General features: G+C 66.4%; 21 protein-coding genes and 1 tRNA gene. 9 read left to right on the top strand and 13 right to left on the bottom strand.

Features of this window, described 5'->3' with window-relative positions; genetic code table 11:
* Positions 1 to 13: 13 nt before the first annotated feature.
* Positions 14 to 89 (top strand) — tRNA-Lys (locus tag ACP6CK_RS06145).
* Between the two features lie 382 nt (positions 90 to 471).
* Here ACP6CK_RS06145 and ACP6CK_RS06140 read toward each other — a convergent pair.
* From ACP6CK_RS06140 to ACP6CK_RS06120, 5 genes are all read right to left on the bottom strand, one after another.
* Complete coding sequence (locus ACP6CK_RS06140; RefSeq protein ID WP_426959884.1) at positions 472 to 918, bottom strand: DUF5681 domain-containing protein; 447 nt, start codon at positions 916 to 918, stop codon at positions 472 to 474.
* Between the two features lie 467 nt (positions 919 to 1,385).
* Positions 1,386 to 3,551: a DUF927 domain-containing protein gene (locus tag ACP6CK_RS06135; protein WP_426957998.1), complete on the bottom strand. Its 2,166-nt coding sequence runs from the start codon at positions 3,549 to 3,551 to the stop codon at positions 1,386 to 1,388.
* Positions 3,552 to 3,641: 90 nt separating this feature from the next.
* The gene (locus ACP6CK_RS06130) at positions 3,642 to 4,583 is read right to left on the bottom strand and encodes a hypothetical protein (RefSeq protein WP_426957997.1); all 942 of its coding nucleotides are present in this window, start codon (positions 4,581 to 4,583) and stop codon (positions 3,642 to 3,644) included.
* A gap of 190 nt (positions 4,584 to 4,773) precedes the next feature.
* A complete protein-coding gene (locus ACP6CK_RS06125; RefSeq protein WP_426957996.1) occupies positions 4,774 to 5,088 on the bottom strand; it encodes a hypothetical protein in 315 nt (104 codons plus the stop codon).
* A gap of 138 nt (positions 5,089 to 5,226) precedes the next feature.
* Entirely contained in the window at positions 5,227 to 5,505 is a 279-nt protein-coding gene (locus ACP6CK_RS06120; protein ID WP_426957995.1) for a hypothetical protein, read from the bottom strand.
* 870 nt (positions 5,506 to 6,375) lie between these two features.
* Here ACP6CK_RS06120 and ACP6CK_RS06115 point away from each other — a divergent pair.
* Positions 6,376 to 7,167: a hypothetical protein gene (locus ACP6CK_RS06115; RefSeq protein WP_426957994.1), complete on the top strand. Its 792-nt coding sequence runs from the start codon at positions 6,376 to 6,378 to the stop codon at positions 7,165 to 7,167.
* A gap of 59 nt (positions 7,168 to 7,226) precedes the next feature.
* Here the strand turns inward: ACP6CK_RS06115 and ACP6CK_RS06110 are convergent, their stop codons facing one another.
* From ACP6CK_RS06110 to ACP6CK_RS06085, 6 genes are all read right to left on the bottom strand, one after another.
* Complete coding sequence (locus tag ACP6CK_RS06110) at positions 7,227 to 7,607, bottom strand: hypothetical protein (protein WP_426957993.1); 381 nt, start codon at positions 7,605 to 7,607, stop codon at positions 7,227 to 7,229.
* Positions 7,604 to 8,089 carry a hypothetical protein gene (locus ACP6CK_RS06105; RefSeq protein WP_426957992.1) on the bottom strand — a complete coding sequence of 162 codons (486 nt, stop codon included), beginning with the start codon at positions 8,087 to 8,089 and terminating at the stop codon, positions 7,604 to 7,606. Before ACP6CK_RS06105 ends, ACP6CK_RS06110 begins: the two co-directional genes overlap by 4 nt.
* Positions 8,086 to 8,559, bottom strand: a complete 474-nt coding sequence (locus tag ACP6CK_RS06100; RefSeq protein WP_426957991.1) for a hypothetical protein — start codon at positions 8,557 to 8,559, stop codon at positions 8,086 to 8,088. The genes ACP6CK_RS06105 and ACP6CK_RS06100 overlap by 4 nt, the downstream gene beginning before the upstream one ends.
* Positions 8,560 to 8,588: 29 nt before the next feature.
* On the bottom strand, positions 8,589 to 8,924 hold the full coding sequence (locus ACP6CK_RS06095; protein WP_426957990.1) for a hypothetical protein: 336 nt from the start codon (positions 8,922 to 8,924) through the stop codon (positions 8,589 to 8,591).
* Between the two features lie 111 nt (positions 8,925 to 9,035).
* Positions 9,036 to 9,314 (bottom strand): hypothetical protein, encoded by a 279-nt coding sequence (locus ACP6CK_RS06090; protein ID WP_426957989.1) that lies wholly within the window; start codon positions 9,312 to 9,314, stop codon positions 9,036 to 9,038.
* 2 nt (positions 9,315 to 9,316) lie between these two features.
* Entirely contained in the window at positions 9,317 to 9,700 is a 384-nt protein-coding gene (locus ACP6CK_RS06085; RefSeq protein WP_426957988.1) for a hypothetical protein, read from the bottom strand.
* 96 nt (positions 9,701 to 9,796) lie between these two features.
* Between ACP6CK_RS06085 and ACP6CK_RS06080 the strand changes: the two genes are divergently transcribed.
* The 5 genes from ACP6CK_RS06080 to ACP6CK_RS06060 all read left to right on the top strand — a co-directional run bounded on the left by ACP6CK_RS06080 (position 9,797) and on the right by ACP6CK_RS06060 (position 17,507).
* On the top strand, positions 9,797 to 10,036 hold the full coding sequence (locus ACP6CK_RS06080; RefSeq protein ID WP_426957987.1) for a helix-turn-helix domain-containing protein: 240 nt from the start codon (positions 9,797 to 9,799) through the stop codon (positions 10,034 to 10,036).
* A gap of 1,151 nt (positions 10,037 to 11,187) precedes the next feature.
* Positions 11,188 to 13,035 (top strand): calcium-binding protein, encoded by a 1,848-nt coding sequence (locus tag ACP6CK_RS06075; RefSeq protein ID WP_426957986.1) that lies wholly within the window; start codon positions 11,188 to 11,190, stop codon positions 13,033 to 13,035.
* A 765-nt stretch (positions 13,036 to 13,800) separates the two neighbouring features.
* Positions 13,801 to 16,167: a PAS domain S-box protein gene (locus tag ACP6CK_RS06070; protein ID WP_426957985.1), complete on the top strand. Its 2,367-nt coding sequence runs from the start codon at positions 13,801 to 13,803 to the stop codon at positions 16,165 to 16,167.
* The gene (locus ACP6CK_RS06065) at positions 16,164 to 16,547 is read left to right on the top strand and encodes a response regulator (protein ID WP_426957984.1); all 384 of its coding nucleotides are present in this window, start codon (positions 16,164 to 16,166) and stop codon (positions 16,545 to 16,547) included. Before ACP6CK_RS06070 ends, ACP6CK_RS06065 begins: the two co-directional genes overlap by 4 nt.
* Positions 16,548 to 16,766: 219 nt before the next feature.
* Positions 16,767 to 17,507 carry a Crp/Fnr family transcriptional regulator gene (locus ACP6CK_RS06060; protein WP_426957983.1) on the top strand — a complete coding sequence of 247 codons (741 nt, stop codon included), beginning with the start codon at positions 16,767 to 16,769 and terminating at the stop codon, positions 17,505 to 17,507.
* 143 nt (positions 17,508 to 17,650) lie between these two features.
* On the opposite strand, the gene ACP6CK_RS06055 is transcribed toward ACP6CK_RS06060, so the two are convergent.
* On the bottom strand, positions 17,651 to 17,896 hold the full coding sequence (locus ACP6CK_RS06055; RefSeq protein ID WP_426957982.1) for a hypothetical protein: 246 nt from the start codon (positions 17,894 to 17,896) through the stop codon (positions 17,651 to 17,653).
* 1,815 nt (positions 17,897 to 19,711) lie between these two features.
* Here ACP6CK_RS06055 and ACP6CK_RS06050 point away from each other — a divergent pair.
* Positions 19,712 to 21,337, top strand: coding sequence for a chloride channel protein (locus tag ACP6CK_RS06050; RefSeq protein WP_426957981.1), 1,626 nt, complete (start codon positions 19,712 to 19,714; stop codon positions 21,335 to 21,337).
* Positions 21,338 to 21,387: 50 nt separating this feature from the next.
* On the opposite strand, the gene ACP6CK_RS06045 is transcribed toward ACP6CK_RS06050, so the two are convergent.
* Positions 21,388 to 21,780: an invasion associated locus B family protein gene (locus ACP6CK_RS06045; protein WP_426959883.1), complete on the bottom strand. Its 393-nt coding sequence runs from the start codon at positions 21,778 to 21,780 to the stop codon at positions 21,388 to 21,390.
* A gap of 1,939 nt (positions 21,781 to 23,719) precedes the next feature.
* Between ACP6CK_RS06045 and ACP6CK_RS06040 the strand changes: the two genes are divergently transcribed.
* Positions 23,720 to 24,013 (top strand): hypothetical protein, encoded by a 294-nt coding sequence (locus ACP6CK_RS06040; RefSeq protein ID WP_426957980.1) that lies wholly within the window; start codon positions 23,720 to 23,722, stop codon positions 24,011 to 24,013.
* Positions 24,014 to 24,068: the final 55 nt, after the last annotated feature.

Below are 24,068 nucleotides of genomic sequence, written 5' to 3'. Positions count from 1 at the left end.
CCTTCGGTGGTGCGGGCGCTTAGCTCAGTTGGTAGAGCAGCTGACTCTTAATCAGCGGGTCCACGGTTCGAGCCCGTGAGCGCCCACCACCTTCAAACCTCTGAATTCTTTTGCCTTTCAGCCAGCATCGCTGAGTGGCTGTTTGTCGGCCGTCCAGCGTTGCCCGGACATTGCCCGGACATTCGATCCTGACTGCTTCCAACTGGAGTGAAGCCAGGATCTGGCGAGCCTATCTAATGAGAGCCTGTGCGGGCTTCTGTGCAGAGCTGTTGTCGATCCTCCGGGTGGCCGAGGGCGGAGGATCATCATCGACACGCCGGTCGGGACGCTGGCCTACATTTCCGCTTTGAACGCCTCGGCCTCTGCAACGTCCAACCCCGGGGGCGCGACGATCAGCCGCAGCGGTAGCGGGAGGGTCATGGCCTTCAAGCGGGAGAGCCGGGGCTAGGTCGTGGCGTGTTAACGGGAATCTCAGTTGCGCTGTGCGGCTTCCAAGGCAGCCAAGCGTGCTTCGAGTTCGTGTGTTTCAATAGCTCGACGGTGCGCCTCAATGACGCCGACCACTGCCGCTCCTTCGTCCGGTGTGACCTCACCAGCGGCAACCGCCTCCGCGACAGCAGCGGTCGCACGGACGACATCTGCGGGCCGTTCCAGCCTCGGGAGGTCCAACATGACGGAGCGTCCCTTCCGCTCAGGCCATACCCGTCGCAACAGGATCTCGGCGGAGCGCGCGTCCCCAGCCTTTGCCTGCTCCACGATCTTCTCTAGCACCGCCCCGGCGCCCTCCTGACCGATGAGGTCGAGCGCCTGTAGAGCAGCGTGGCGGCTCCCCCTTGGACGTCCAGCTGGGTTCCCGGACTGTCCAGGCTTGAACCGATGGGGAGCTTGCTTCCCCTCTGTAGGATCAGACGACGACACGGTCGGCACCTCCGATACGATGCGCTTCTACAACTCAGTGACCCTGTGCCCTACGCACGAGCCGCGGTGGGATGCGAAGCCCCGTCCCAGTCCTCCCGCGAGACGATCGGGGCCACCCAATCCTTCAGGGGAGAAGTCGGGATCGAAGTAGTCGCCGGGCTCAGCGGCTGGGGTCGCGTAGAAGTCCCGCATGGCTTCCTCCTCCGCCGCGTCATGGTCCATCGGCGGGGGCTCGGGCAGGTACGACGGGCGCGGGGAGGGGGGTGTCCTCTCCGCCGACCGGGCTTCGAGCTCGGTCGCGGTCCACCACCGGGCAGCGAGGTCCGAGAGCAAACTTCGTTTCTCAGAACACCCCTGCACTTCGTGGTCGGGCAGGTCGGGCAGGTCGGGCGAGGCCCGTAGGATGGGCCTTTTCTGCTGCCCGACCACGTCACGGGAAGTCGGGCAGGTCGGGCAGGCAGTGGCGTTCATGCTGCCCTCCTGGCCGTCATCGGCGCTTCGCCGAGCAGATCAGGGGCGACAACATAGACCCGCGCGCGCCCGACGCCGGGGATGCTCTCTTTTCGAGCGAGGTTCTTCTCATCCCCGGCCGTGATGAAGCCCTGGGCTTTCAGCGTACGCCCCGCCTCGACCGGGTCGACCCCTGCGTCCTGGCACAGCTCCCGCCAAGCCTCTGGAGCAATCAGGTACTCGTCGCGGCCGTCGGTCAGCCGTCGCCGCCAGCCTGCCCGATTGATGACCGGGCGGTCAGGATGGCTTTCGACCCAACCCCGTTCCTCTTGCATGCTGGAAAAGTGCAGGGCGACGAAGCGCGACGCGCCATGCTGGGTCAGGAACAACCGGACCGCGCGGACATGCTGCGCCTCTTCGGTCGCGCCGCCGCCGCCCCGCTTCTCAATCCAGCGCAGTAGCATTGCCCGAGCTGCCCGGAACGCCTCGTCCTCCGGCCAGGGCAGCACGCCCCATTCCCGGGCCAGCTCGCCCGCCAGGGCGACCAGGGCACATCGGCGGGCCACGTCCTTCACCTGGGGATCGGCGTCCGCCGGGAGGCACTGCGCCATCCGCGCGCGCATGGCAGACGCTGCTAGTTCCAATCCGCTCGGGTCGTCGCGGCGCACCTGCCCCAGTCGGGCGATGAAGGCCCTGCAGGCAGTGCCGTGCTCACGACGGACGGCGCCATGCAGGTCCGCCATGAGCGCCTCGGAGGAGGCGCGTCCGTGCTGCTGCGGCCAAGCGCCGACGGCATCTACCGAGATCGAGGGAAGTCGGACCTCGGCGCCGGCCGGGAGCGTCTGACCGGCTTTGGCCACGGTGGTAGCAATATCCACCTCTCCGCTGGACAAGACGAAGCAGCGCCAGGTCCGGCGACGCTGGGCGGTTGTGTCGCGCCGGAGGCGGCCTTTCCCGCTTTCGTTCGCAAACATGTAAGCGGCTGACGCGACTTCACGCGGGTCTGCCTGATGCACCTCATCTAGGAGGAGGAGCCCGTCCCCGTGCTCCTCCGCGGCAGCTTCGGCGCTGTTCGTCGTGCCGCGCCAGTCGCGCAACATCGCCCCCTTCACGGGTGGACCCCACACCGAAGCGGCCATTCGCAGAGCAGCGGTTTTCCCGACCTTCGACCGCCCCACGATGTGGAAGCCGCCCGACGGCTCGCCGCAGGGGTCCAGAAGCGGGCCGGCGAAGGCAGCGGCGACGCAGAACACGGCTAGCGGGTTCCCAACCGCGAGTGCAGCAACCTGCGTCTTCCAGACCTCCAGGGTGCCGGCCACTGCCACCATCTGCGCGGCGTTTTCTGGCGGAGCGCGCATTACTAGCTTCTCCGTCACCTCGCCGACGACCGAGCCATCCGGAAGCACGAAGGCGGCATCCTCGGCGCTGTGGGCATGCCAGCCGGCCCGAGACACCAGTGTGACGCGGGAGCCAGCCTGGACGCCGCTCAGCGCCTCCCGAAGGTGAAGGCGGGCACCGGGGTGGGGTGACAGACGCAGCCCCCGTTCCAGAAGCGCAGCCTCCAACTCGCCGGGCTGAGTGACGAGCAGGCGGGCCGGCATGGGCCAGGTGTGCGGCCGGCCATCGCGATCCTTCCAGCGCAGCCAGAGGCTCCAGCCTTCCCCAGCCGCATCGCGCGCCTCGCCGAGCACCTCGAAGGGGGCAGCGAGCCAAACCATCCCCTCTTCGCCAGCGTCCACATGCAATCCGTCCGGCCTCATCGAGAATCCGAAGGGCCATCGCACTTCGCCGGGCTTCGGCGGAGGCATCTTGCGAGCATTCTCAGCGTCGTCTCGGCGCCGCTCGGTGCGACAACGCTTAACCTCCGCGTCCACCGCCGCGAGCGTCAGCCCGAGACGCTGTGCAGCGGCTTTCCGTTCGCTCTGGTAGGCAAGACGCGAGAGACAGGCCAGCCTCTCGATCTCCTCTTCTGCACTGAGGGGCGGACCCACGTCCTCCGCCCCATCCGCTTCGTCCTGATCCTCGTCATCTGCGGCGTCATCGTCGCCGCCGGCCCCGACATCCCGCGCAAGGTGGTACGTGGTCCCGGTTCCCACATCATGCAGGAAGGGGTTACCGTCCGGGCCAATCCGGATGAACGCCGCCTCCGACACGGACGCGCGGAATGGCGTCTCGCACCGCATGGACCATCCCACCTTCCGCTTCCAGCACCACTGAGCCAAGGTCTTCACCTTACCTCTGGCCTCAATCTCCGTGTCTTCCGTCAGCGCGCCTCACTCATCCGTCGTGATCCCGGTCGCGCCGTGCCGGATGCGGAGTTTCCGGCCTGTGGCCTCCCGGTACGCTGCGAGATCAGATGCAACCGGGATGGTGAAGTGGCCATTGTTGAAGGCGCCGGCGCCAGCGTTGACGACTTCCACCGCGGCGTCTGTGACGACCAACCCGGTGTCGGCGGCCACCTCCGGCCGGGCGCAGAACACCAGCCGCCCTCGATCCCAGGTGGCGAGGTCGACCACGGTCCGGGGCTCGTACCCGATAACCTTGCCCGGCTCCGTTCGGCTGTACCGAGGGGACGGGAAGGAGAGCTTGTTGTTGACCATGGCCACGCGCGTGGCGGCCCGCATCGTCTCGATCAGATCGGGGTGCGACACTCGGACCCAGGCGTGCGAGGCGGGGCCGGGCGCCTCGCCGGGCCTGTGGACCCGTGCCGAAGAGGACCGCAGCTCGATCCGTTCGCATGCCGAGATGCCCTGCAGGACCGGCTCCAGGAGCTTGACCCGATCCTCGATACCCATGGCGCGCCAGTCATCGGGAATGCCGAGCGGGTTATCGCAGTCCAGCAGGAGCCACGCGGACGGCGCGACGCCGCGCTTGAGGCGGGCCGCCACCCGCTGCCCTTCCACGGTCTGCACGCCGCCGGGCGCTTGTCCAACGGAGGTGCCCGTCACCTTTGCCAGGGTGGATTCGGCAACGAGGCGGAAATCCACCGCCCCAGCTCCGTCGAAGGTACCGTTGCAGAGGACGAGGTTGCGGCTCTCCGTCACCTCACGCAGCAGGGCGGCCATCGCTTCCGCGTCGCCGACGGAGACAGTGCGACCTGTCCCCTCCGTGACGTGTGCGACCGCTGCCTTGTGGATCTCGCCGTCGGCCGACCGCCTATAGGTTTTACAGACAACCGACGGACGGGTTGACTGGATGAGGGTGAGCGCGCTCATACCCGCGCCTCCATGTTGGCGAGGGCGGCGAGCGCCGCGGGGAGAGAGGGGAACAGCACCGGGAGGCGCGCGCCGGGGTGCATCAGACCTGCACGAGGCAAACCGTCGGGCGCGGCAGCATCGGGCAGAAGGATCACGCGGGGCGACGCAGGCCGCGGGGCGGACTGTGGCTGGCGGGGAAGGGGGCGCTTCACTGGCCGGCCTCCCGGTGCAGGCGGCGCAGGCATGCCAGCGCGTCGGCGATGGAAGCAAACGCCATCGCGACGACGCCGCCCCGCTCCAGCGTTGCCCTCGCCAGCGCGATGCCGTCCGCATCCGGCCAGGAGAAGCCGTCATCGAAGGTCAGCAGCGCCGAGAGCTGACCCGGCACGACCAGGGCGTCGGGGGTGGCCCGGTCAGCCTCGCCGGCCAGCATCACGGTCCAGGCCGCCGAATAGCCCGCAATCTCGTAATTCCGGTGCAGGCGCGCGTGGGCGCCGGGGAAGGTCCTATCGTTGGATGGCATCTCGCCGTCCTCCATGTGCTGGAGGCGCGAAAGGCGTTGTCGGCGCGGTCTTGCTGCGCTACATGCGGAGTTGTCAGACCACCACATTTCACGCGTCACGAACCGCCCCGGTGCCTCATGCGCCGGGGTTTTTCGTGTCTAGGCCGCCTTCGAGGCGCTGCCGCTCATGATGACAGGGGCGGCGTTCATTTTCCCCCTCGCGTAGGCCAGCAGCGCGGCGGTGCTGTAGATCGCTTTTCCGCCCACGACGCGGGACGGAAGACGCCACCGCTCAATGGTGCGAGGGCTGACGGGGAAATAGAAGCGCGTGACCAGCTCGGCGCCCTTCCGCCGGTCAGCGTTGACCGGCAGGGCGGAGAGGTCGGGCTCGACCGGCTCCGGGGCGGGCAAGGCGTTGGTGGAAAGGAGATGGTTCAAGGTGTCCTCCATTGGTGCCGCTGCGGCGGCACGCGGTGAAGGACACCCATTGAACACAGAGGCAGCAGCTTCGCGACAAGAGAGAAATGCCCTCTCCGGGGCAGCGATTATTCTGCCCTGCCTTTGTCTAGCAGCGCCCGTAAGGCGACCACGGCACGGCGGAGTTCGGTCAGGTACCCCTCCCAACTCTTGAAAGGGAGAGGCACTCCCCGCCGCTTGCATTCGGCCACAATTACGCGGGCGCAGTCTGCAACGGTAAGTTCTGGATTGCCACGTTGGAGGCGGAGCACAAGTTCGGCCTGCCCTCGAATATTTCTCGTCGACGGACGTCCACGTTTGCGAGCCGACGACGGGAACACACCGCTCAGAAGCCCTTGAGGCTCCGACTTGGCGGGTCTGGTTCGAGCAGCCTTGTTCGCTAAGCGCCGCAGGATTGTGGCGGCACCCTTCGGGCCTTCCGTGGCAATCAGAGTTCCAACGGCGTGCCGAAGCAGGGGGTCGGGACAATCTTGTTCCGACGGCATGCACGCCCAGCGCGCCATCGATAAGAAGTCGTATGCAGCGGCTGTGCCGTGCAGATCGGCCGTGTCCACCGCCCCTATGGTGTTGGGCGCCAGCAAGCCTGAAAGCAGCCCTTGCGGTGCGGGTCGTCCGCCCTCTTCGTCCGCCATCACCGCGCCTCCGCAGCGCACCCCGCATGGTGGTCGGCGGGGCAGCCGGCGCGGAGAGCCGGCGTTCGGGGATCAGCCTAGCCCCGCCGTAGAGGAATATAGCGGGTGGTCCGCCGGTCCACCCAGCGCCAAATGGGGAAAGACTGACCGACTGAAGGCCAGTCTGGCCTCGAAATGAGGCCGGGCCTAGCATCCAGTTATGCCGGCAAACCTGATCCCGTTCCCGCCCATTCGACAGCGGCGTAGACCGGTCGAGAAAGTCGTCCTCCCGCGGTGGAACGGCTGGACCCGCATTCGGCGTACCGATGCACTGATAGGGAGCTTCGAAACGGAGCTGCGCAATGCCTACCACCGGGCATACCCGCAGCGGCTGGTCGTCGGACCGAAAGACGCTCCCATCTGCTACCTGGCCTATCACCTCAGCCCGAAGTCTTGGCTGACGGAGAACGAGGTCGTCGCCCATCGCCGGCTGATGGGCTGGATCGAGCAGAATGGAGACAGGGTAGGCGCCATTCACCTTGATGAATGGCACCCAGTTCCGGGCATCGATAACGACAGTTTCTTGGAGGAGATGGATACCTGGTCCCAAGCTTCCTACGACCTCGGCGTCGCGCTCTCTGAGACGTGGGATATGGAGGAGCTGAGCGAAGCCGGTCCGATCCTCGATTTCCATCTTCTCTGGATGCATCCCGCCTACGCGAAGGCGAGCCTCTGGCGTGATGTCATCCAGGAGTTGATCCGCCGTCGGTATGCCAAACAGTTTTCCGTCCTCGTCCAGCAGGTGTTTCCGCTCGAATACGAAGGGGCGGGGGACGCATGTATCGGAAGGGGCTCCCCCTTTGAGCGGCGGCGCCGCGCTATGGTCCGGCTCTCCCAGCGAACCTTGGGTGTGATGCCGTTTCCAGGCGAACCGGCAAACGACGGCTGGATGTGGAAGCCGCTTAGCCACGAAGCGCCAAAGCCCAAGGCGAGGGGAGAGCAGGGGAGTTGAAAGCGATAGGATGCTGCGCGCCTCCAGCGCGGTGTTAGAAGTCCTTGACGAGGATGCGGTCATACCGCCACCGCCTGCGGCATCAGCCGCGCCAGATCCGCCTCCAGACTGCGGACCACCGCCACATCATCGGCCGTCATACAGGATTCTGCGCTGGCCTCGGCCGCGATGATCCCGGCCTTTATCGCCAGCCCCACCACGCCCTCCACAGGCGTCGCCGCGATCCGTCGCAGCACGTCGTGCCAGGCGCGCACGGCGGACGCGTGAGCGGCGGCAACACGGGACCAGGACGGGTCTGAAGAGGCAGTCCCGTTCCAGTCGGAGCGCGTGGCTTTCTCCCATGCCTGCGCCCGCCGGAACGCGGCCAGCAGCCCGAGGAGAGCGGCGTCGGGAAGGGTATCGGCATTGCCGACACCCTCCGCCGTGGTGGTGGCACTCACGACGCCGGAACCCCGCCCGTCAGGGTCAGCACATACTCAGCGAAGTTGAAGGCCATCACGTCCTCAGTCGAGGACGGGGAGTGCTCATGGTAGGCGAGTACGATGCGCGCCTGGACACGCAGCCCGTCCAGCGTCTTCGGCTGCATCTGGAACGCGTCGTCTAGCATCTGACACCAGAGCCCAGTCTCGGATTGCTCTAGCGCCTCCAGGCGTTCGGCCTCGGCCGTGTCGCCGCGCCTCTCGGCGGCGCCTCTTCTCTCCAGCATGTCCGTGTGGCTGCGGTCCAGCGCCAGCCACCGCTCCGCCAGCTCGATCAGAGCGGCGTCGGGGTGCGGCCCGTCTTCGACGGGCGGGATGGGGCCGCTCCAGTCGAGTTGCGCCCAGCGCAGGGCCGGCGTGCCAAGCTCCGCCGCCGAAGCGGGAAGGATGGCGCCGAGGGCGGCGATGCCACCCAGGACGCCGCGACGGGTCGGGGCGCTCATGCCGCACCCCCGAGCCGCAGGATGTCGTGCACGAGGTCCCAGGCCCAATCTTCGGCCGGGCAGTTAGACGGGCTCTCCGTGCCGTCCGGGTTCCGGGCCTCGGCCTTCGCTGCCCTCGCCTTCGCCACCATGCCGGCCAACGTCACCGGCTCGAAGTCGTGAATGGCGTTCTTGGAACGCTCGTAGGCCAGCCAGATCGGGTCATCGTCATCCACGCCGGTTCGGTGCTCGTTCACCGCACGGATGGCGTCGTGATGGGCGAGGCAAACGCGGATGCCCTCGTCGTCTGGGTTCGAGGCGATCGGCGTCCGGGCCGCAGCGGCAGCACGGCGCCGCTCGATCTCCTCGGGAGGCAGCCACTCGTCGGACACGGGCAGCAGCGGGTCCACGGAGACGTTGTGGAGGCGCCGCAGGATGGGGATGGGGGCGGCGACGGCCGGAGCGGCGGCCAGGAGGGAAACGGCGGCCATGAGGCTGCGCCTTCTTCTCGGCCCGCCGCTCATGCCCGCCCCCTCCGCAGGTTCCGCGGCACCCGCCCGCCGGTCGCGCGGTAGGCGGTGCGCATCGTCGCGGGGCTGGGCTGGTAGGCGATCGGGCGCACGCTCGGCGCCAAGGCGATCGGCTGGAGACTGAACTCGGCGGGCTCGGCCTCGCCGTCAACGTCGGGCTCCATGTCCAGGGTCGGGGCGTCGGCCGCGTCGAGGGCGGCGATGATGCGCGCTGCCAGGGCCTCCAGCCTGGAGCGGATGGTGGGATCGCGGGCGGCGTCCGCGAGCGGGTCAAAGCCGCCTCTTCTTCTTCTGCCGATGGTCAGGGTAGAAATCGCGCTAGCCATGGTCTCAGCCTCGTAGGGGCTTGCGGTTGTGGTTAGGCCGGTCGGTGGGGGCTCCAGGTCCCACCGCTCGGCCGCTCTGCCCGGATGCGTGCCGCCGGGCCGCGGGATCTGTCAGAGCGAGCCGTCCGCCCGCCGCCGGGCCTGGAAGGCGGCCACCGCCTCCGCGAACGGCACGGCGCTGGGCGCCGCGACCCGGATCTCCTCCAGCCGCACGGCGCGCTGCCGGTGCCAGTAATCACCCCGCATCCGCGCCACCCAGCCGCCCAGGCCGGCCCGCGTGAGGCTGGCGGCGATGCTCTCCAGCTCGGCCTCGTCGGGCTCGGCGTGGCGGCCGAGGAGGACGTGCCGACCGTCGCTCCCCAGCAGGATCAGGGTCGTCGTGGTGGCCATGTTCAGGAGGCCAGGGCGGCCAGCGCCGCGCGGGCGGCGGTGAGGCGCTTCTCCGCCTTCCGCATCTCCGCTCGGGCCTTGTTGAGCGCGCCCATCGCCTTCCGCTGGGCAGCGCGGCGGTCCACCGGAGCGGCGGCATTCGCGAAGCCCAGGCAACGGCAGGCGGCGCGGTAGAGGCTGGCCGTGATGCGGGCGTTGGACGTGGTGCCCACCAGCTCGCGCTCGACAGCGGCGGTGCGGTCGATGGCGGAACCGGCCTCCACGAATAGCGGCAGCCCCTTCATTGCCGCCACGTCCCACAGCAGGGCATCCGTCACGACCCGATCGGTCATCAGGTCGGCGGCGTCGCGGACGGCGGGGTTGAGGTGGAGACTTGGCTGGAGCATCTGCGGAAACCCTTGAAGCGTCTCACGTGATGTGTGAGACATAATGGGCGCCGCATGAGGCGTCAAGCACCACATATCGCGGATGATGCCTGAAACATGATTTCGGCTAAACAGATTAGGGCGGCGCGGGTCTTTCTGACCTGGGAGCAGCGCGATCTGGCGGAGAAATCCGGGCTCTCGCTCCCTACCATCCAGCGAATGGAGAAGCTGGGCGTGGAGCGCAGTTCGGCTGGCAATGCTCAGAAGGTTCAGCGCGCGCTAGAGGATGGCGGCGTCGAGTTCATCGCGGAGAACGGCGGCGGGGCCGGCGTCAGGATGCGGAAGCCCAGCGCGTGACGCCCGCACAGTGCCGCGCCGCCCGTCAACTCCTAGGCTGGACTGAGCAGGATCTGGGTGAGCGGGCCGGGCGACAGCCACAAACCATCATGCTCCTGGAGCGCGGCAAAGGCCGGTCTAGGCCGTCCACAATGAAGGCCGTGCGCGACGCATTAGCGGCCGCCGGGGTCGAGTTCATCGCCAAGAGTGGTGAAGGACCGCGGGTGCGTCTTAGGCCCATGGTGGAGTGACGATGCCCGCTTCCCGTCCGTCCGCACACCGCTTGGTCATTGTGGCCGCCGGAAGCTGCATTGAGATCGTGCGTGGCGGTACACGGCTCCCCTTGTTGGGAGAGCACGCCGGGCGGATTGCCGCTGAGTACGCCCGACTGACGACCGTCAGTGAGGAAGCGGCCGACGCGTTCCTGGCTGGTGTAATAGCCGGGCTCAAGTACGCGCACGCCGAGTGGACGGCGGATCTGGAAAGGCTGCAGCGGGAAGTAAGAAGCCAAGCGCCTCCAACCCCTCCACCGCCTGCGACGCCGGTGGCAGTCGGGCCTCCTCCACCTCCTCCACGACGCAGTGAAAGTCTGGCCGAGGCAGCGGCAGCGTTCACCGCCCGAAAGCGAGCGGAGAGAGGCCGAGAATGAGGCTTAGTAGGGTTTTAACGCCGGATGGCGCCAAGCCTGGACGCCATAAAAGGCGACGGGTTCCTGATCACCGCCCTCACCCGCGCGTTACGGTGGCCCGGCATGGATGCGAGCCCGTCGCCGCAATCATTCTGCAATGCCTGCGGCGGGCAACGGTGGTCGAGTGACGCCGAGGGCTGGATCTGCGCCAGATACAACCTGACTATCAAGTGCTTCAGGCGTGAAGCACAGTCCGATGAAGCAGAACTTTGCGGGGACCGCTCTGATGCCGAATTACACGTTCCAGGTGCGCGGGGCCGAGGGGCCAATCTCCGTCGGCCCCGGCGAGGTCGCGACAGTTAACAACTATGTCTTCTTTAATGGAGAAGATACCGTGACGGGCGGGAGTGTCGCAGGGAATCCCGCTGAACTACGGTTTGACCTCAGGGGGCCATCTTGGCCTTGGCTGTATGGACAAGACTTTCCCAGCATCACAGGCTTTAGCCTGATCAGCGTGAGCAACGCTGGAATCGCTGATGTGCGGATGAATCAGGCTTTCTTCGATGCTAACGCGGTTGGTGGCAGCCTGACCCTGCGTATCATTGAGAGCGGAACGCTAAGAGGTGGGAGCGTCGGCGCCTACGACCTGAATTCTGAGAGCAATCTGGTCCTGCAGGGCGCTGGAGGCCCTGATACTCTGTTCGGATGGCTCGGAGATGATCAGCTCTTCGGCGGGGGCGGCGACGACCTTCTCGTCACATTCGCAGGAACGGACAGCCTCGACGGCGGCGACGGAATCGACACCCTGCGCTTCACCTACACGGCGGATGGCGTGGAAGTGAATCTTGCCACCGGACGAGGCGGTGGGGCGGCGGCTGGACAAACTTACACGGGAATCGAGCGGGTCGAGGGAACGGTTTACGACGACGCCCTGACCGGTGATGAGGCAGACAACACGCTGCTCGGCGGAGAGGGCAACGACACCATCAGGGGCGGGGCGGGCAATGATTCGCTCGACGGCGGAGCTGGCGCGCACGACGTGGTGGATTACAGCTATTACAGCGACTACGGCAGGCCAGGACGGACCATTGCCAACTATCTCATTGTGGACCTGACGGCTGGAGCCGCCCGGTTCGGGGGTTCTTCGAGTTCTGCCTATTCGGAGAGCGACGTCCTCTCGAACGTCGAGGATGTCATCGGCTCGATCGTGGACGACGACATCACCGGCAGCGGCGTCGCCAACATCCTTCTCGGTGCCGCGGGGAACGAGCTGCTGCGCGGGATGGACGGAAATGACACGCTGGACGGCGGCGCCGACAACGACACGCTCATGGGCGGCGCGGGCGCGGACAGCCTCATCGATGGCGACGGCATCGACGTCGCGCGCTACGACATGGCGCCCGGCGGCGTACGGGTCTCGCTCGCGGAGGGGCGGGGCACGGGCGGCGAGGCGGCTGGCGATACCCTCGTCGGGATCGAGCACCTGGTGGGCAGCGCCTTCGACGACGTGCTGCTGGGGGATGCCGGCGGGAACATCCTGAACGCCGGGGCCGGGGACGACTTCCTGCGCGGCGGCGCCGGGGCGGACACGCTGGACGGCGGGGCGGGGCCGGACACGGCGGATTACGCGACCTCCGTCTCGGGCGTCTTCGTCGACCTGCGCTTCGGCGTCGGCTACGCCGGCGACGCTGCCGGGGACGTGCTGGCCAACATCGAGCGGGTGGTGGGCAGCGCCCTCAACGACACGCTGCTGGGGGACGGGGCCGACAACCTGCTGCTGGGCGGGGATGGGGCGGACCTGCTGCGCGGGGGCGGCGGCGCGGACCTGCTGATCGGCGGCGCGGGCTTCGACACGGTGGACTACCTCACCTCCGACGCCGGCGTGACCGCCTTCCTCGGCGGGGCCGCCGCGGGCGCGGGCGCGGACGCCGCGGGCGACGTGCTGCTGGAAGTGGAGGGCCTGACCGGCTCCGCCTTCGACGACGTGCTGGTGGGCGATGGCGGGGCCAACATCCTGATCGGCGGGGCAGGCAACGACTACGTGCTCGGCCGCGGCGGGTCGGACCTGCTAGTGGGCGGTGCCGGGACGGACCGCTTCGTCTTCGCGACCTTCGGGGACAGCACGCCCGGGCCAGGGGGGGACCTGATCGCCGACTTCTCCCGTGGGGAGGGCGACCTGATCGACTTCTCACCGCTGTTCGGCGGGCTAGGGTACCGCTTCATCGGCAATGTCGGCTTCAGCGCCACAGGGCCGGAACTGCGATCCGAGGTGCTGGGCGGCGGCCGATTCCTTGTGGAGGCGGATGCCGGGGAGGGAAGGGCGGTTCTGCAGATCGTCGTGCAGGCCGTGGACGTCTTCGGCAATCTCATCGCCTCCGACTTCATCGTCTAAGGCCCGTCTCCTGCACCACGTTCCGGGAGACCGGGCCGGGGTGTCGGCCGACGCCGAACGACTAGGCGGAGGGTAGATGCCCTATCTTCTCCACAACGAGCGGGTGAAGCTCCGGGCTAATGCACTGGACCGTGCCTCGACCGCTTGCCTGACAGGCGGGGTCATTACGCCGGTTGCCGCCGTAGTCTTCGCGGAAAGTCGACCCTACCTCCTCGTCGCGGTCCTAGTGCTTATCGCTTCCCTGGTGATCGCCCGCGCCCTACATACTCTCGCAGATCGAACCCTGGGCCAGTTGAAGGAGGACCCATGACCGGCCTCGAAGTCGCTGCCCTGATAGCCGTTCCGCTAGCCTTCCTGGCTTTCGGCTTGTCCATTTACCTGCCGGGCCGTCGACGGGGGTGATGGCCGCCTCCCAGATCTGTTGAATTTCTCGGCTTCCCAGTCGGCGGGCTAGCCGGCTTTTCAATGGTTCAGCGGGGCTGAGCCTGCCGCCACCATGACGTAGAGCGTTCCCGCTCCTCCATCGGCAAGGGTGGTGCCGGGCTTGGAAGCCTGGGGCAACCCAGGCCGGCCCCGGGGTCAGGCGATGACAAGCCTCCTGGGACCGTAAGAGCCCCGCCCTCACCGGCGGGGCTTTGTCGTTTCAGAACGGCGGCGCTCCTGGCCCACGGACTGTGTTGACCAACCTGGCTGAGTTCGGGCCGTTTCTACGGAATGGTCGAGCACCAAAACAAAGCCTCAGCCTGGCCACCGAGCGAGGGCGAAATGGCCCGGCGCATCGGGGCGCATGACTGGGCCATAACGCCGCTCGGCCCCATCGACGGCTGGCCGGACCGGCTGCTGGGGGCCGTGGAGACCATCCTAGCGATGCCCGGCCCCGCCACGGTCCTGTGGGGACCGGCGCACGTCCAGATCTACAACGATGCCTACGTGACCATCGCCCGCGACCGCCACCCAGCCCTCCTCGGCCGCCCCGTCGCGGAGGGCTGGCCGGAAGCCTACGCGGAGGTAATCGCACCATTGCTGGATGCCGTCCGTGCGGGGCGGACGACGCAACTCGCCGGCTTCGTCATCACGCTCCGCAATCCGGACGGCGGGTCGGAGGAGCGGGTCTTCGACACCGCCTGGGTGCCGCTGCGCGACGAGGCGGGCGGGGTCGCGGGGACGTTGCAGACACTGGCGGAGGTCACCGGCCGCCATCGGGCCGAGGCGACGCTGCGCGAGAGCGAGCGGGCGCTTGCCGCCGACCTCGCGGACACGACGCTCCTGCGCGACCTCGCGGTGCGCCTCGTGACGGAGGAGGACGCGGGCACCATCCACGAGGAGGTCCTGACCGCCGCCATCGCACTCACGCGCGCCGATGCTGGGACCGTCCAGATCTACGATCCCGGCACGCGCTCGCTAGTGCTGCTCGCAACCCGCAACCTCGACCGGAGGATGACGGACCACTTCCAGCGCGTGGACGCGGACAGCCGCACCGCCTGTGGCATGGCGCTGCGCTCGGGCCGCCGCACCTTTATGGACTTCGACGACGAGGCGGACGAGGCGTGCCGGATGCACGTCGCAGCCGGCTACCACTCGGCCCAGGCCACGCCACTGCTGTCGCGCTCGGGTCGGCCGCTCGGGATGCTGAACACCCACTGGCGCGTGTCGGGGCACCGCCCGACGGAGCGGGAACTGCGGTTTCTCGACCTCCTGGCGCGGCAGGCGGCCGACCTGATCGAGGGGCGGGAGGCCCAGCGGGTGCTGCGGGAGAGTGAGGCGCGGTTCCGGGGCTTCGCGGAGAACTCGGCCGACGTGCTCTGGATCGCGGATGCCCGCCGACGCCGCTTGGAATATCTCTCCCCCGCCTTCGAGCGGATCTTCGGCGCGCCACGCGCCCCTATCCTCGAAGGCCACGCGCTGATGCGCGACCTCGTCCACCCCGACGACCACGCAACGTTCGAAGCGGCATGGCCCCGCGCCGTCGCCGACCAGCCGACCGTCGTTCACTATCGGCGCGTCCGCCCGAGTGGCGAGACTATCCACCTCCGCGATACCCTTTTCACCATCCGTGACGAGGCCGGTACGATCCGGCAGGTTGCTGGCGTCGTGCAGGACGTGACGGACATGGTCGCTGCTCAGGATGCGCTGGAGGGCGAGAAGGAGCGGTTCCGCTCGCTCGCCGAGGGCATCCCGCAGCTCGTCTGGCGGTCCTGCGACGAAGGCCTTTGGACTTGGGCTTCCCCGCAGTGGTGCGGCTACACGGGACAGCGGGAGGAGGAGAGCCACGGCTGGGGATGGCTGGAGGCGGTCCACCCCGACGATCAGGAGCGGACGATGCAGGCTTGGCACGAGGCGCGGTCGCACGGTCGGCTCGATGTGGAATGCCGGGTCCGGCGGGCCGCCGACGGCACTTACCGGTGGCACCAGACACGGTCCGTCCCGGTTCGGAACGGCCTGACGGCGGAGCAGCCCGAGGGGCGCATCGTCGAGTGGCTCGGCACGACGACGGATATCGAGGATCTGAAGCGCCTCCAGGGCCAGCAGGAGGTCCTCGTAGCCGAACTCCAGCACCGCACGCGGAACCTGCTGGGGGTGGTCCGCAACGTTGCGCGCCGTTCCATCGCGCCCTCGCCAGGACGCGACGAGTACGATGATCGCCTGGCGACCCTCGGGCGGGTGCAGGGGTTCCTGACACGCTCAACGGCCTGGTCGGTGGCGCTGGAGGAACTGGTACAGGCTGAGCTGAAGGCGGTGGGGGATGGCCACTCCGCCAAGGTCACCGTCTCCGGCCCACCGGTGGAGCTGCCCGGCAATAAGGTGGAGCCGGTCGCGCTGGCGCTGCACGAGCTGGCGACCAATGCCATGAAGTACGGGGCGTTGATGCAGGATAGTGCGCGCTTGTCCGTCACGTGGCACTTCGAGAAGCACAGCGGCGCCGACGTGCAACTCGTGCTGGAATGGCGGGAGAGTGGGGTGGAGATGCCTCCGGGTCGTCCATCCCGCCGCGGCTATGGGAGCGAGCTGATCGAGCGCGCGCTGCCGTACCAGCTCAAGGCTGAGACGTGGCGGGAGTTCACCCCGGATGGGGTTCATTGCGTGATCACCCTGCCGGTGAACGCGATCCGGATGCCGGAGCAGCTAGCATGAGCCGAAGCGCAAGAGCGAACCTCCAGGGCTGCCGCATTCTGGTGGTGGAGGACGAGTACTTTCTGGCCGACGAGGTGGCGCAGGCGTTGCAGGGCGATGGAGCCGAGGTTCTGGGACCGGTTGCCCGCGTGGCGGAGGCGGTGTCGCTCACGCGGGATGAGGAGCGGATCGACGGCGCCTTGCTGGACGTGAACCTGGCGGGCGAGATGGTCTGGCCGGCGGTGGACGCGTTGCTGGCGCGCGGTGTGCCGATTACACTCGCGACGGGGTACGACAACAAGGCTATTCCTCAGGCCTACGCCCATCTGCCACGGGTGGAGAAGCCTTTAGAGATGCGCGCCCTTCTACGCGCGCTCCGGCATGAGATGAACCCGGGGTAAGGGCAACCTGCCCTCATCATCTGCCGTTACGGCACAGTCCCCACCCGATCGGGACATCCTTTGTGGTCCAGTAGCAGTAGCCGCCCGCCTGGTCCCCTCCGAGGCGGGCGGTTGTGCGTTCGGGGCATGTCCGTCGTACGGCGTGCTGGCCGCTGCCCTCAGCCAAATAATCCATTCTGCATGCGGGCCGTTCTAGGCTTAGGATCGTCCGAGGGCAGCATGACCAACCCACTCATCCGGAAATTGGAGCAGTTCACCAAGCTCTCGGAGGACGACAAGAGGGTCCTGGAGCAGGTATCGGCGCAGGATGTTCGCCGCTTGGGCGCGCGTGAGGACATCATTCGGGAGGGCGAGCAGCCCAAAGCAGTAAACTTGGTGCTCTCGGGATGGGCCTGCCGCCACAAGACGCTAGAGGACGGGCGCCGGCAGATCATCGCCTTCTTCGTGCCAGGCGACCTTTGTGACAGCCACGTCTTCGTCCTGCGCCAGATGGATCACTCCATCAGCACCCTCACTCCCGTGACGTTCACTCGCATCTCGCGCACCGTGATGGAGGAGATCACGCTGAACCATCCCCGCATTACCCAGGCTCTATGGTGGGAAAGCTTGGTGAGTGCCTCGATCCAGCGGGAATGGACGGTCAACCTTGGCCAACGCAGTGCGACCGAGCGGATGGGGCACCTGCTTTGCGAGCTGTTCCTACGGCTACGCGAGGTGGGGCTGACCGCGGGAAATCGCTGCGAGATGCCGATGACCCAGACGGTACTTGGCGAAGCAATGGGCCTGTCCAACGTGCATGTGAACCGCACCTTGCAGGAACTGAGGTCGGCGGGGCTGATTGTTTTGAAAGGGCGCGAGCTAACTATTCCGGACCTTCAGGCGCTGATGGCTGCCGCGCAGTTCAACCCGAACTACATGCACTTGGACCACGACGGCCGGCATCTCGACGCGAATGGCTGAGTTCGCATCCGTGTTGGCCTGTTGAGAAGAGAGGCGAACAGTCTCCGTCACTTGCCCGCAATGTCCCGGCTATGCCCAAGCTCACGGGATTGGGAGGAGCGGGATACCGGTCTGATAACGTCATCCTCCTGGGGACGCTCCCCTCACGATGACGCCCGAGCATCCGACGTGAGCGACAGCCAGTGGGACCGCTCCATCTGCTCGAAGGTGGATCGGCTTAGGCGTAACGAGAGCTTTAGAGCCTTCACCACCTCGCTTCCCACCAGTAGGCCGTCGGCAAAGCCGGTGGCCTCGAAGACTTGCAGGGCAGCTTCATGGCGAGCGATGCGATCCTCCAGATCGAGGATGTGTGCCTTTGCCCGTTCGCGCCCGGCACCGATCCACTCCATTCGCCCGCCTCCTGATTCCGGTCCACTTCGGCGGGGCAGGGCTCGGCAGACAACTTCCTGGGTTAAGCTGCAGGATTTTTGTCGCTACCCGGTTCCAGCCACTTCTCCCGCATCTCTTCCCACTCGGACCGGCTGTCACAGGCCAGCCGGAGTAGGTCCGTCGGCATCTCCTCGTCAGCAACAGCGCCCCACCGTTCGGTGAGGCTGTGCCGAAGCCAAAGGTCGAAGGGGTCGCCGGACTTGCCCGGCCTGACCATCGACGGTGACAACATCGCGGAGCCTCCGAAGGTGGCTCCCCCCGCCTCCTAACGCCCTGTTGTCGGTCAGGCTGCCGCTTCGTCGAAGGAGCCGCGGCTACGCCACCGTAGGAGGCATTCCCCCACCTGGTGCGGGCGGCATGGCCGGGATTTCCGGCCCCGGAGGCGAGCTGGGTCCGACCGGATCGCTGACCGGGATCTCTGGCCCCGGCGCAGGCGGTGGAGCAACAGGGCCAGGGGCCGGGATCTCCGGAGTGGGCGCAGGCGTGCCGCCGGGCACTTCGGGAGACGGTGGCGGCGGGGCGGGGTCCTGGTCGGGCATCGGACGATCCTTCTTGGCCGATCATCAACGCCCTCCAAGCGAAAGCGGCGGCGGCTCCATCGCGCCCCGGCTCATTAACCTGCGATGTTGCCCGGCGAGCGACAGTGCAGTCTCTGAAGCAGTGTCCAACAGCCCACCCCGAGCGCGCATCTATCTCAGCCATGCCCAAGACATTCGACAGATTGTCCAGCGGTCAGCCGCACTCATAGAAGAGAGCCGGCGCTTGCTCGCCAGCGTTCCGGCCCCGGCCGGCAACCCGCTCAATCCGCCGAAGACACAGGACGACGAGCCGCAGTCGCCGCCTTCACCGCTTCCCCACCCACGGCCCGACCAGCTCTAGCCGAAGATCCGACTGCGACAGCCCGCCGTGCAGGCCGCGCGCGTGGCATTCTATCCTCGCCGCCACCCCCCCCCACCCCTCACTGGAGCAACAGCCAGGTCCCTTCCATGCCCGGCACCTTCGGCGGCCCCGCCAACCCCACGATGTCGGCGGGCGCGCCGCAGCGGACGCAACGCAGCTTCGGCTAGCTGACACTAGGGCGGACTGCTCCGCGATCGTGCTGGCCGTCTCGACGTCGCGGCTGCCCGCATCGCAGCTGCGGCTGTCCTCACCTCTGCCGAGGAACATCGCGGCGATGTCGCACCAGGGTATCTGGCTCTTGGCTTCACGGCGGTTCGCCGGGGACGCTATCGCGTCGGCCAGGACATGGCTGTGAAGCTGGAGACCCCGGCACCGACCCTGACACAGGGCAGCCTGCATCTGGCGCTATCCGTTACGACATGGTCCCACCTAGTCGGGGCGCATCGGAGTTCTCCCAGTAGCCGGCCGCTTGATTCCCCCTTGGCGGGCAGTTCTGCGCCCAGGAGCTCGGCGGCTCGCTGCATCAGTTAAGATGCATACCGCCTTCGCCCAAGCTTTCAGCATGGAAACCAGCCTGACGCTGCTCCAGCAGGTCAGACGCGATCTCTCAGAAAGAGATATGCCCGGCGGTAACGGAAAGTTACGGGCTCGTGTGAGCGGGCTGATTAACTAAGCTGCCCCCTGTCCTCCTGCCTTTCCATGTGTCTCAAGGCGGCTCCTAGTTCACCCCGGAGATGGAAGTGACCTCCGACCCGCCTACGCAATGGATGAGGAGTGCAATCGGATCACTAAGGTCCTGGGTTCGTGAGACCGAGCCAGGGCTGGTTGCGCTGGCGATCGGAATTGGGATCACGAGCGGACTGGTAGCCGCGTCCATGAGCGGTATTGCCGGATGGATGCATGAGATGCTGTTTGGCCAGGAGAGTGCTCATGGGCTGAGCAGGCTGCGTGAGGCCGAGCATCTTCAGTTCCTTCTCCCAGCCATCGGTGGGCTGGTGCTCGGTCTGATGAACCCTGTCTTGGCGTACTGGTCTCGGCGTACGCCAGTAGATCCGATTGAGGCCAATGCGCTGCATGGCGGCCGTATGACGCTCGGTGATGGCGCCGTGGTAGCCGCGCAAAACCTCGTTTCCAATGGCTTCGGCGCTTCGGTCGGGCTGGAGGCTGGTTACACCCAGGTCGCGTCCGGCATCTCGTCGCGCCTCGGGCTCCTCTTAGGTCTGCGGCGCGGCGACCTGCGAGTGCTGGTGGGGTGCGGCGCGGCAGGCGCCATCGCCGCCGCGTTCGACGCACCACTAACAGGCGCTTTCTACGCTTTTGAGCTGGTGATCGGCACATACGCGATCGCGAGCCTCGCGCCTGTGGTCGCCAGTTCCGTCACGGCGACGCTCGTCGCGCGAGCACTGCACGGACAAACCTATCTCGTCGAACCTGGGGGCGTAGCACCACCGGACTGGGGAGGTTACGCCACAGCCCTCCTCCTGGGCGCGATCTGCGCGCTCGCGGCGATCGGGCTGATGCGCGGTGTCGGGGTTGTGGAAACAGCGATCCGCAAGGGTGTGCCCTGGGCCATGATTCGGCCCGCCGTGGGGGGCTTCGTGGTCGGTCTACTCGCCCTTCTCTCGCCCGGCGTGCTCTCGGCCGGTCACGGCGCCCTGCATGTCGCTTTCAGCACGGAGGGACCGGTACGGGCGGCGCTCCTCTTACTGGTGCTCAAGGCTGTCGCCTCCGCCGTCTCAATCGGAGCTGGCTTTCGGGGCGGCTTGTTCTTCGCCTCCCTTCTCCTGGGCGCTCTGCTGGGGAAGGTGGCTGCTGCCGGCCTCAACCTGATCGGCACGTCCATGGTGGACCCGCTCTTCCTGGCCGTTGTCGGGATGAGCGCATTCGGCACGGCGGTAATCGGGGCACCTCTGGCCATGACATTCCTTGCCCTTGAGACCACCGGGAGCTTCGAGGTTGCCGGTGCCGTGCTGACAGCCGTAACCATCTCCGGAATCACGGTACGCCGCCTCTTCGGCTACTCCTTCGCCACGTGGCGCTTTCACCTGCGCGGCGAGGCGATCCGCTCGGCCCATGATGTGGGCTGGCTACGGGAGCTCACCGTGCGGCGGATGATGCGTCGGGACGTGCGGACCGTACCTGCGGACACGAAGCTTGCTGTCTTCCGGCGGGCTGTTCCTCTCGGCTCGACTGAGCGCGTTCTGGCAGTGGATGCAGGTGACCGATACGTGGGGACAATCCTGGTAGCTGAGGCACACACCGCCGGTCCGGAGGTCGAGACCATTGGCCCTCTGCTACGCTACAGCGAGCACACACTCCTCCCCACGATGAACGCCAAAGAGGCCATGGCCGTCTTCGATGCTGCGGAGACGGAGGCGTTGGCCGTGATCAACGGCCAAGAGGACCGCAAAGTTCTTGGCCTCCTGACGGCCAGTCATGTTCTGCGCCGATATGGCGAGGAGGTCGACAAGCGGCGAAAGGAAGAAGTGGGAGCTCCGTGATGCTCACATCTCTGCTGAAGCGGCACGAACACCGGAACGGACGTGGACGGCTATGTGCCTCTCCGAGGCGCTGAGGAACCAACACGCCGTCCTGCTGCGGGCGGGCATTCGCGGCTAATGGCGTTGTAGGCAGCGGAGAACCCGGACAGAGAGTAGGTGTTGCTGACGGTGCCCCGACCATTGGCGGCCGGGCTCCTGACAACCACGTTCTGCCCTCTGCGGAACGCGGCGATGGCAGCATTGCCGTCGCGAGCGAAGGCGGTCCCTTGAGCCGTATAAAAGCGAAGGCTGGTGCTTCCAGCCGTAACGATGACATCAGCGTTGCGACGAACACGACGATCAAGGCGGACCGCGACTTGGTTGCGTCCGTCAGGCCGATGGGAGACGGTCAAAATACTATTCGGAGATCGGCCGCCTGCGAGCTGAGTAAAAGCGTAGCACATTTTTCCGCTACTCTCCTGATGAGTGGCAGCCGACCACGATCGGAAGCGACCTACCAACTGCTGAGCAACGGCTGTCGTTGTAATCAGGGCCAGGGCCGCGGCGTAGAGCATGGAGCGGGTCATGATAGGGGTTCTATTCACCTGTTTCTCTCAGTTCGGCCAGGAGCTTCGGCAGGCCACTTGGCGGGATCACTCTCCGCATACTCAGCACGAACGGCCGCCATCCCGTCAGCAATCGCGTCTGCGTAGGCGCTGACAATCTGACTGTGGAGCGAGATGTCGCGCGCGTCTCCACCACTTGCCCTCCTCCAATCATCAAAACCGCAGGGAGAGGATGGGAAAGCCAGAAACAAGATTGCTGTCCCAACCCTCCACCATGACATGGTCCTGCCCTTTCAGTGATCCGGCTCTCGCCATGACATCTCGGGATGTATTGGACGGTGACCGCCTCTAGAGGTCAATGTTAGCTTACAAGGTCCCTTCCCTAGCAATCCGGATTGCCGGTCCTCGCGGGCTGTGCTCGACCTGTCCGTTAGGTGCCACTCCAGACAAGCTAGCAGTTCGCCGTCCAACCGGTCGTGACCTCAGCATTGAGGGAGGCTGGGCACCTACTCGCGATCCCTGACCAACCACCGACAACATGTTTGCTAGCAACAACTGAAGTAGCTGGCATAAGCTAAGGCCGCTGCGGCAGCTTGGAGGGACACGCGGGCCGCGTTCGCTAACCTTTCAGAGGGCCGCATCAGCCGGTGTCGAAGCCGGCCCGCAGCACAGAGCTGCCCAGGAGAGATCCTGGAGCGGCTCTTTCACTAGCTGGCCGATTGAACCTGCGTCTGCCGCAGGATGTGCCTGATCAGTTGGATCTGTTCATCCAAGCCGCATGCCCGTTGGACGCGGCCCCCGTCGCGAAGAGATTGCGACAGGCGGGCAGCATGCTCTTGCAGTTTGGTACACACGCTCGCTCGTGCCTGGTCAGAGCACTCACCGCTGAGCTTCGACCGAGCCAAGCTCAACTCTACCGCGAGAACTGAGACCGCAAGGGTCAGCGCATCGCACCGCCCCGCGAGGGCCTCTTGGTCGCCAGCAGCCAATGACCTTCTCCGTGCTTAGGGTGAGACCAGAGCCCCACTCGTGAGCGCGGCACGATCACCGGCCGAACGGCGACAGCACCTTAGACTTAGATGACAGCCAGATGACACGGATGCAAGACAGAAGCGTTGTCTTAAACGGAGAGGGAGGCCGCCGCTGGCCTGGTGCCGGCAGTATCCAGGTCCCCTCGCACACGACGTGCCTCTCCGCCGCGAGCAGCCGCTCCAGCGCCACGCCGGCGGCTTATGTCTGCCCCGCTGATGGTGTCACACAGCAGGGCTGCCTCCTCGCCACTGATGAAAAGGAGGCGCATGTTGATCGCTCGAAGTGAGCAATGCTTCATAACGAGCGAACTCGGCATCGCAGATGGCGGCTAGGCGAGCACGAAACGCGACCTGATCTCCTTTGCCGTCGCTTGCTGGAGCATGCGTCAAAACGTGTTCCAGCTCCTGTCGTAGGCCGCCGACCAAGGCAAGACGATCGTGAGGATGCGGGCGCTGGACGACCAACGTCGCGACGGAGGCTGCGACAAACGATCGCAGATCCTCGACAGAGGGGTCCGAAATCGGGCCGTTCTCGTGCGCCATCAATCAGCTCTGCTCAACTGAGACCGAATGTGGATCAGCGCACCAAAGGTGTGGACAAGGCATTAACGTCGGATCCGGTACCGAAGTGTTCGGTCTTCATTACATCCTGAACAGTGCGATTATTTCATTCCCTGGAAGCGTGTTTTGAGGCCCGTCAGTAGCTTGCCTGATCTTCCTCCTACGCTGGTTAACTTGTAACTTCTGTTCATCTTCTTAGGCGCGCCGTCATTGATAGAACGAGCAGTCAGGAAAGGTCGACTACCATGCCGAGCATCGGCGGTGAGCAGTATCGTCAGAGTGGTGGCTTGGATCGGACCATCGATGCGGTCCACGACCTCGCCGACTATGCGCAGGCCCGTGGCCTGGATACGGCCAACGAACTGCTGACGGACTTGCTCGCAGTTCTCTACAGCCGGTCCGACGCTGTGGGGTGTCTCAGGCAGCTGGCCTCTGAGAACCGAGCGATGAACGTGCTGCGCCTCATGTGCCTACCTGACACCAAGGTGGTTCCACACTCGCAGAGCTCCGTCAGCAAACAGCAGACCATGGGCAAATAGGCGGCGCGTTCGTACCCCAGGACAACCCTGCCGTGCGTCCCGCCAAAACATGAAA

Origin of the sequence: Muricoccus radiodurans, assembly GCF_050154705.1 — a bacterium.
Classification (GTDB): domain Bacteria; phylum Pseudomonadota; class Alphaproteobacteria; order Acetobacterales; family Acetobacteraceae; genus Roseomonas; species Roseomonas radiodurans.
The sequence above is the reverse complement of the archived record's forward strand: the minus strand, read 5'-3'. Positions and strand labels throughout refer to the sequence as shown.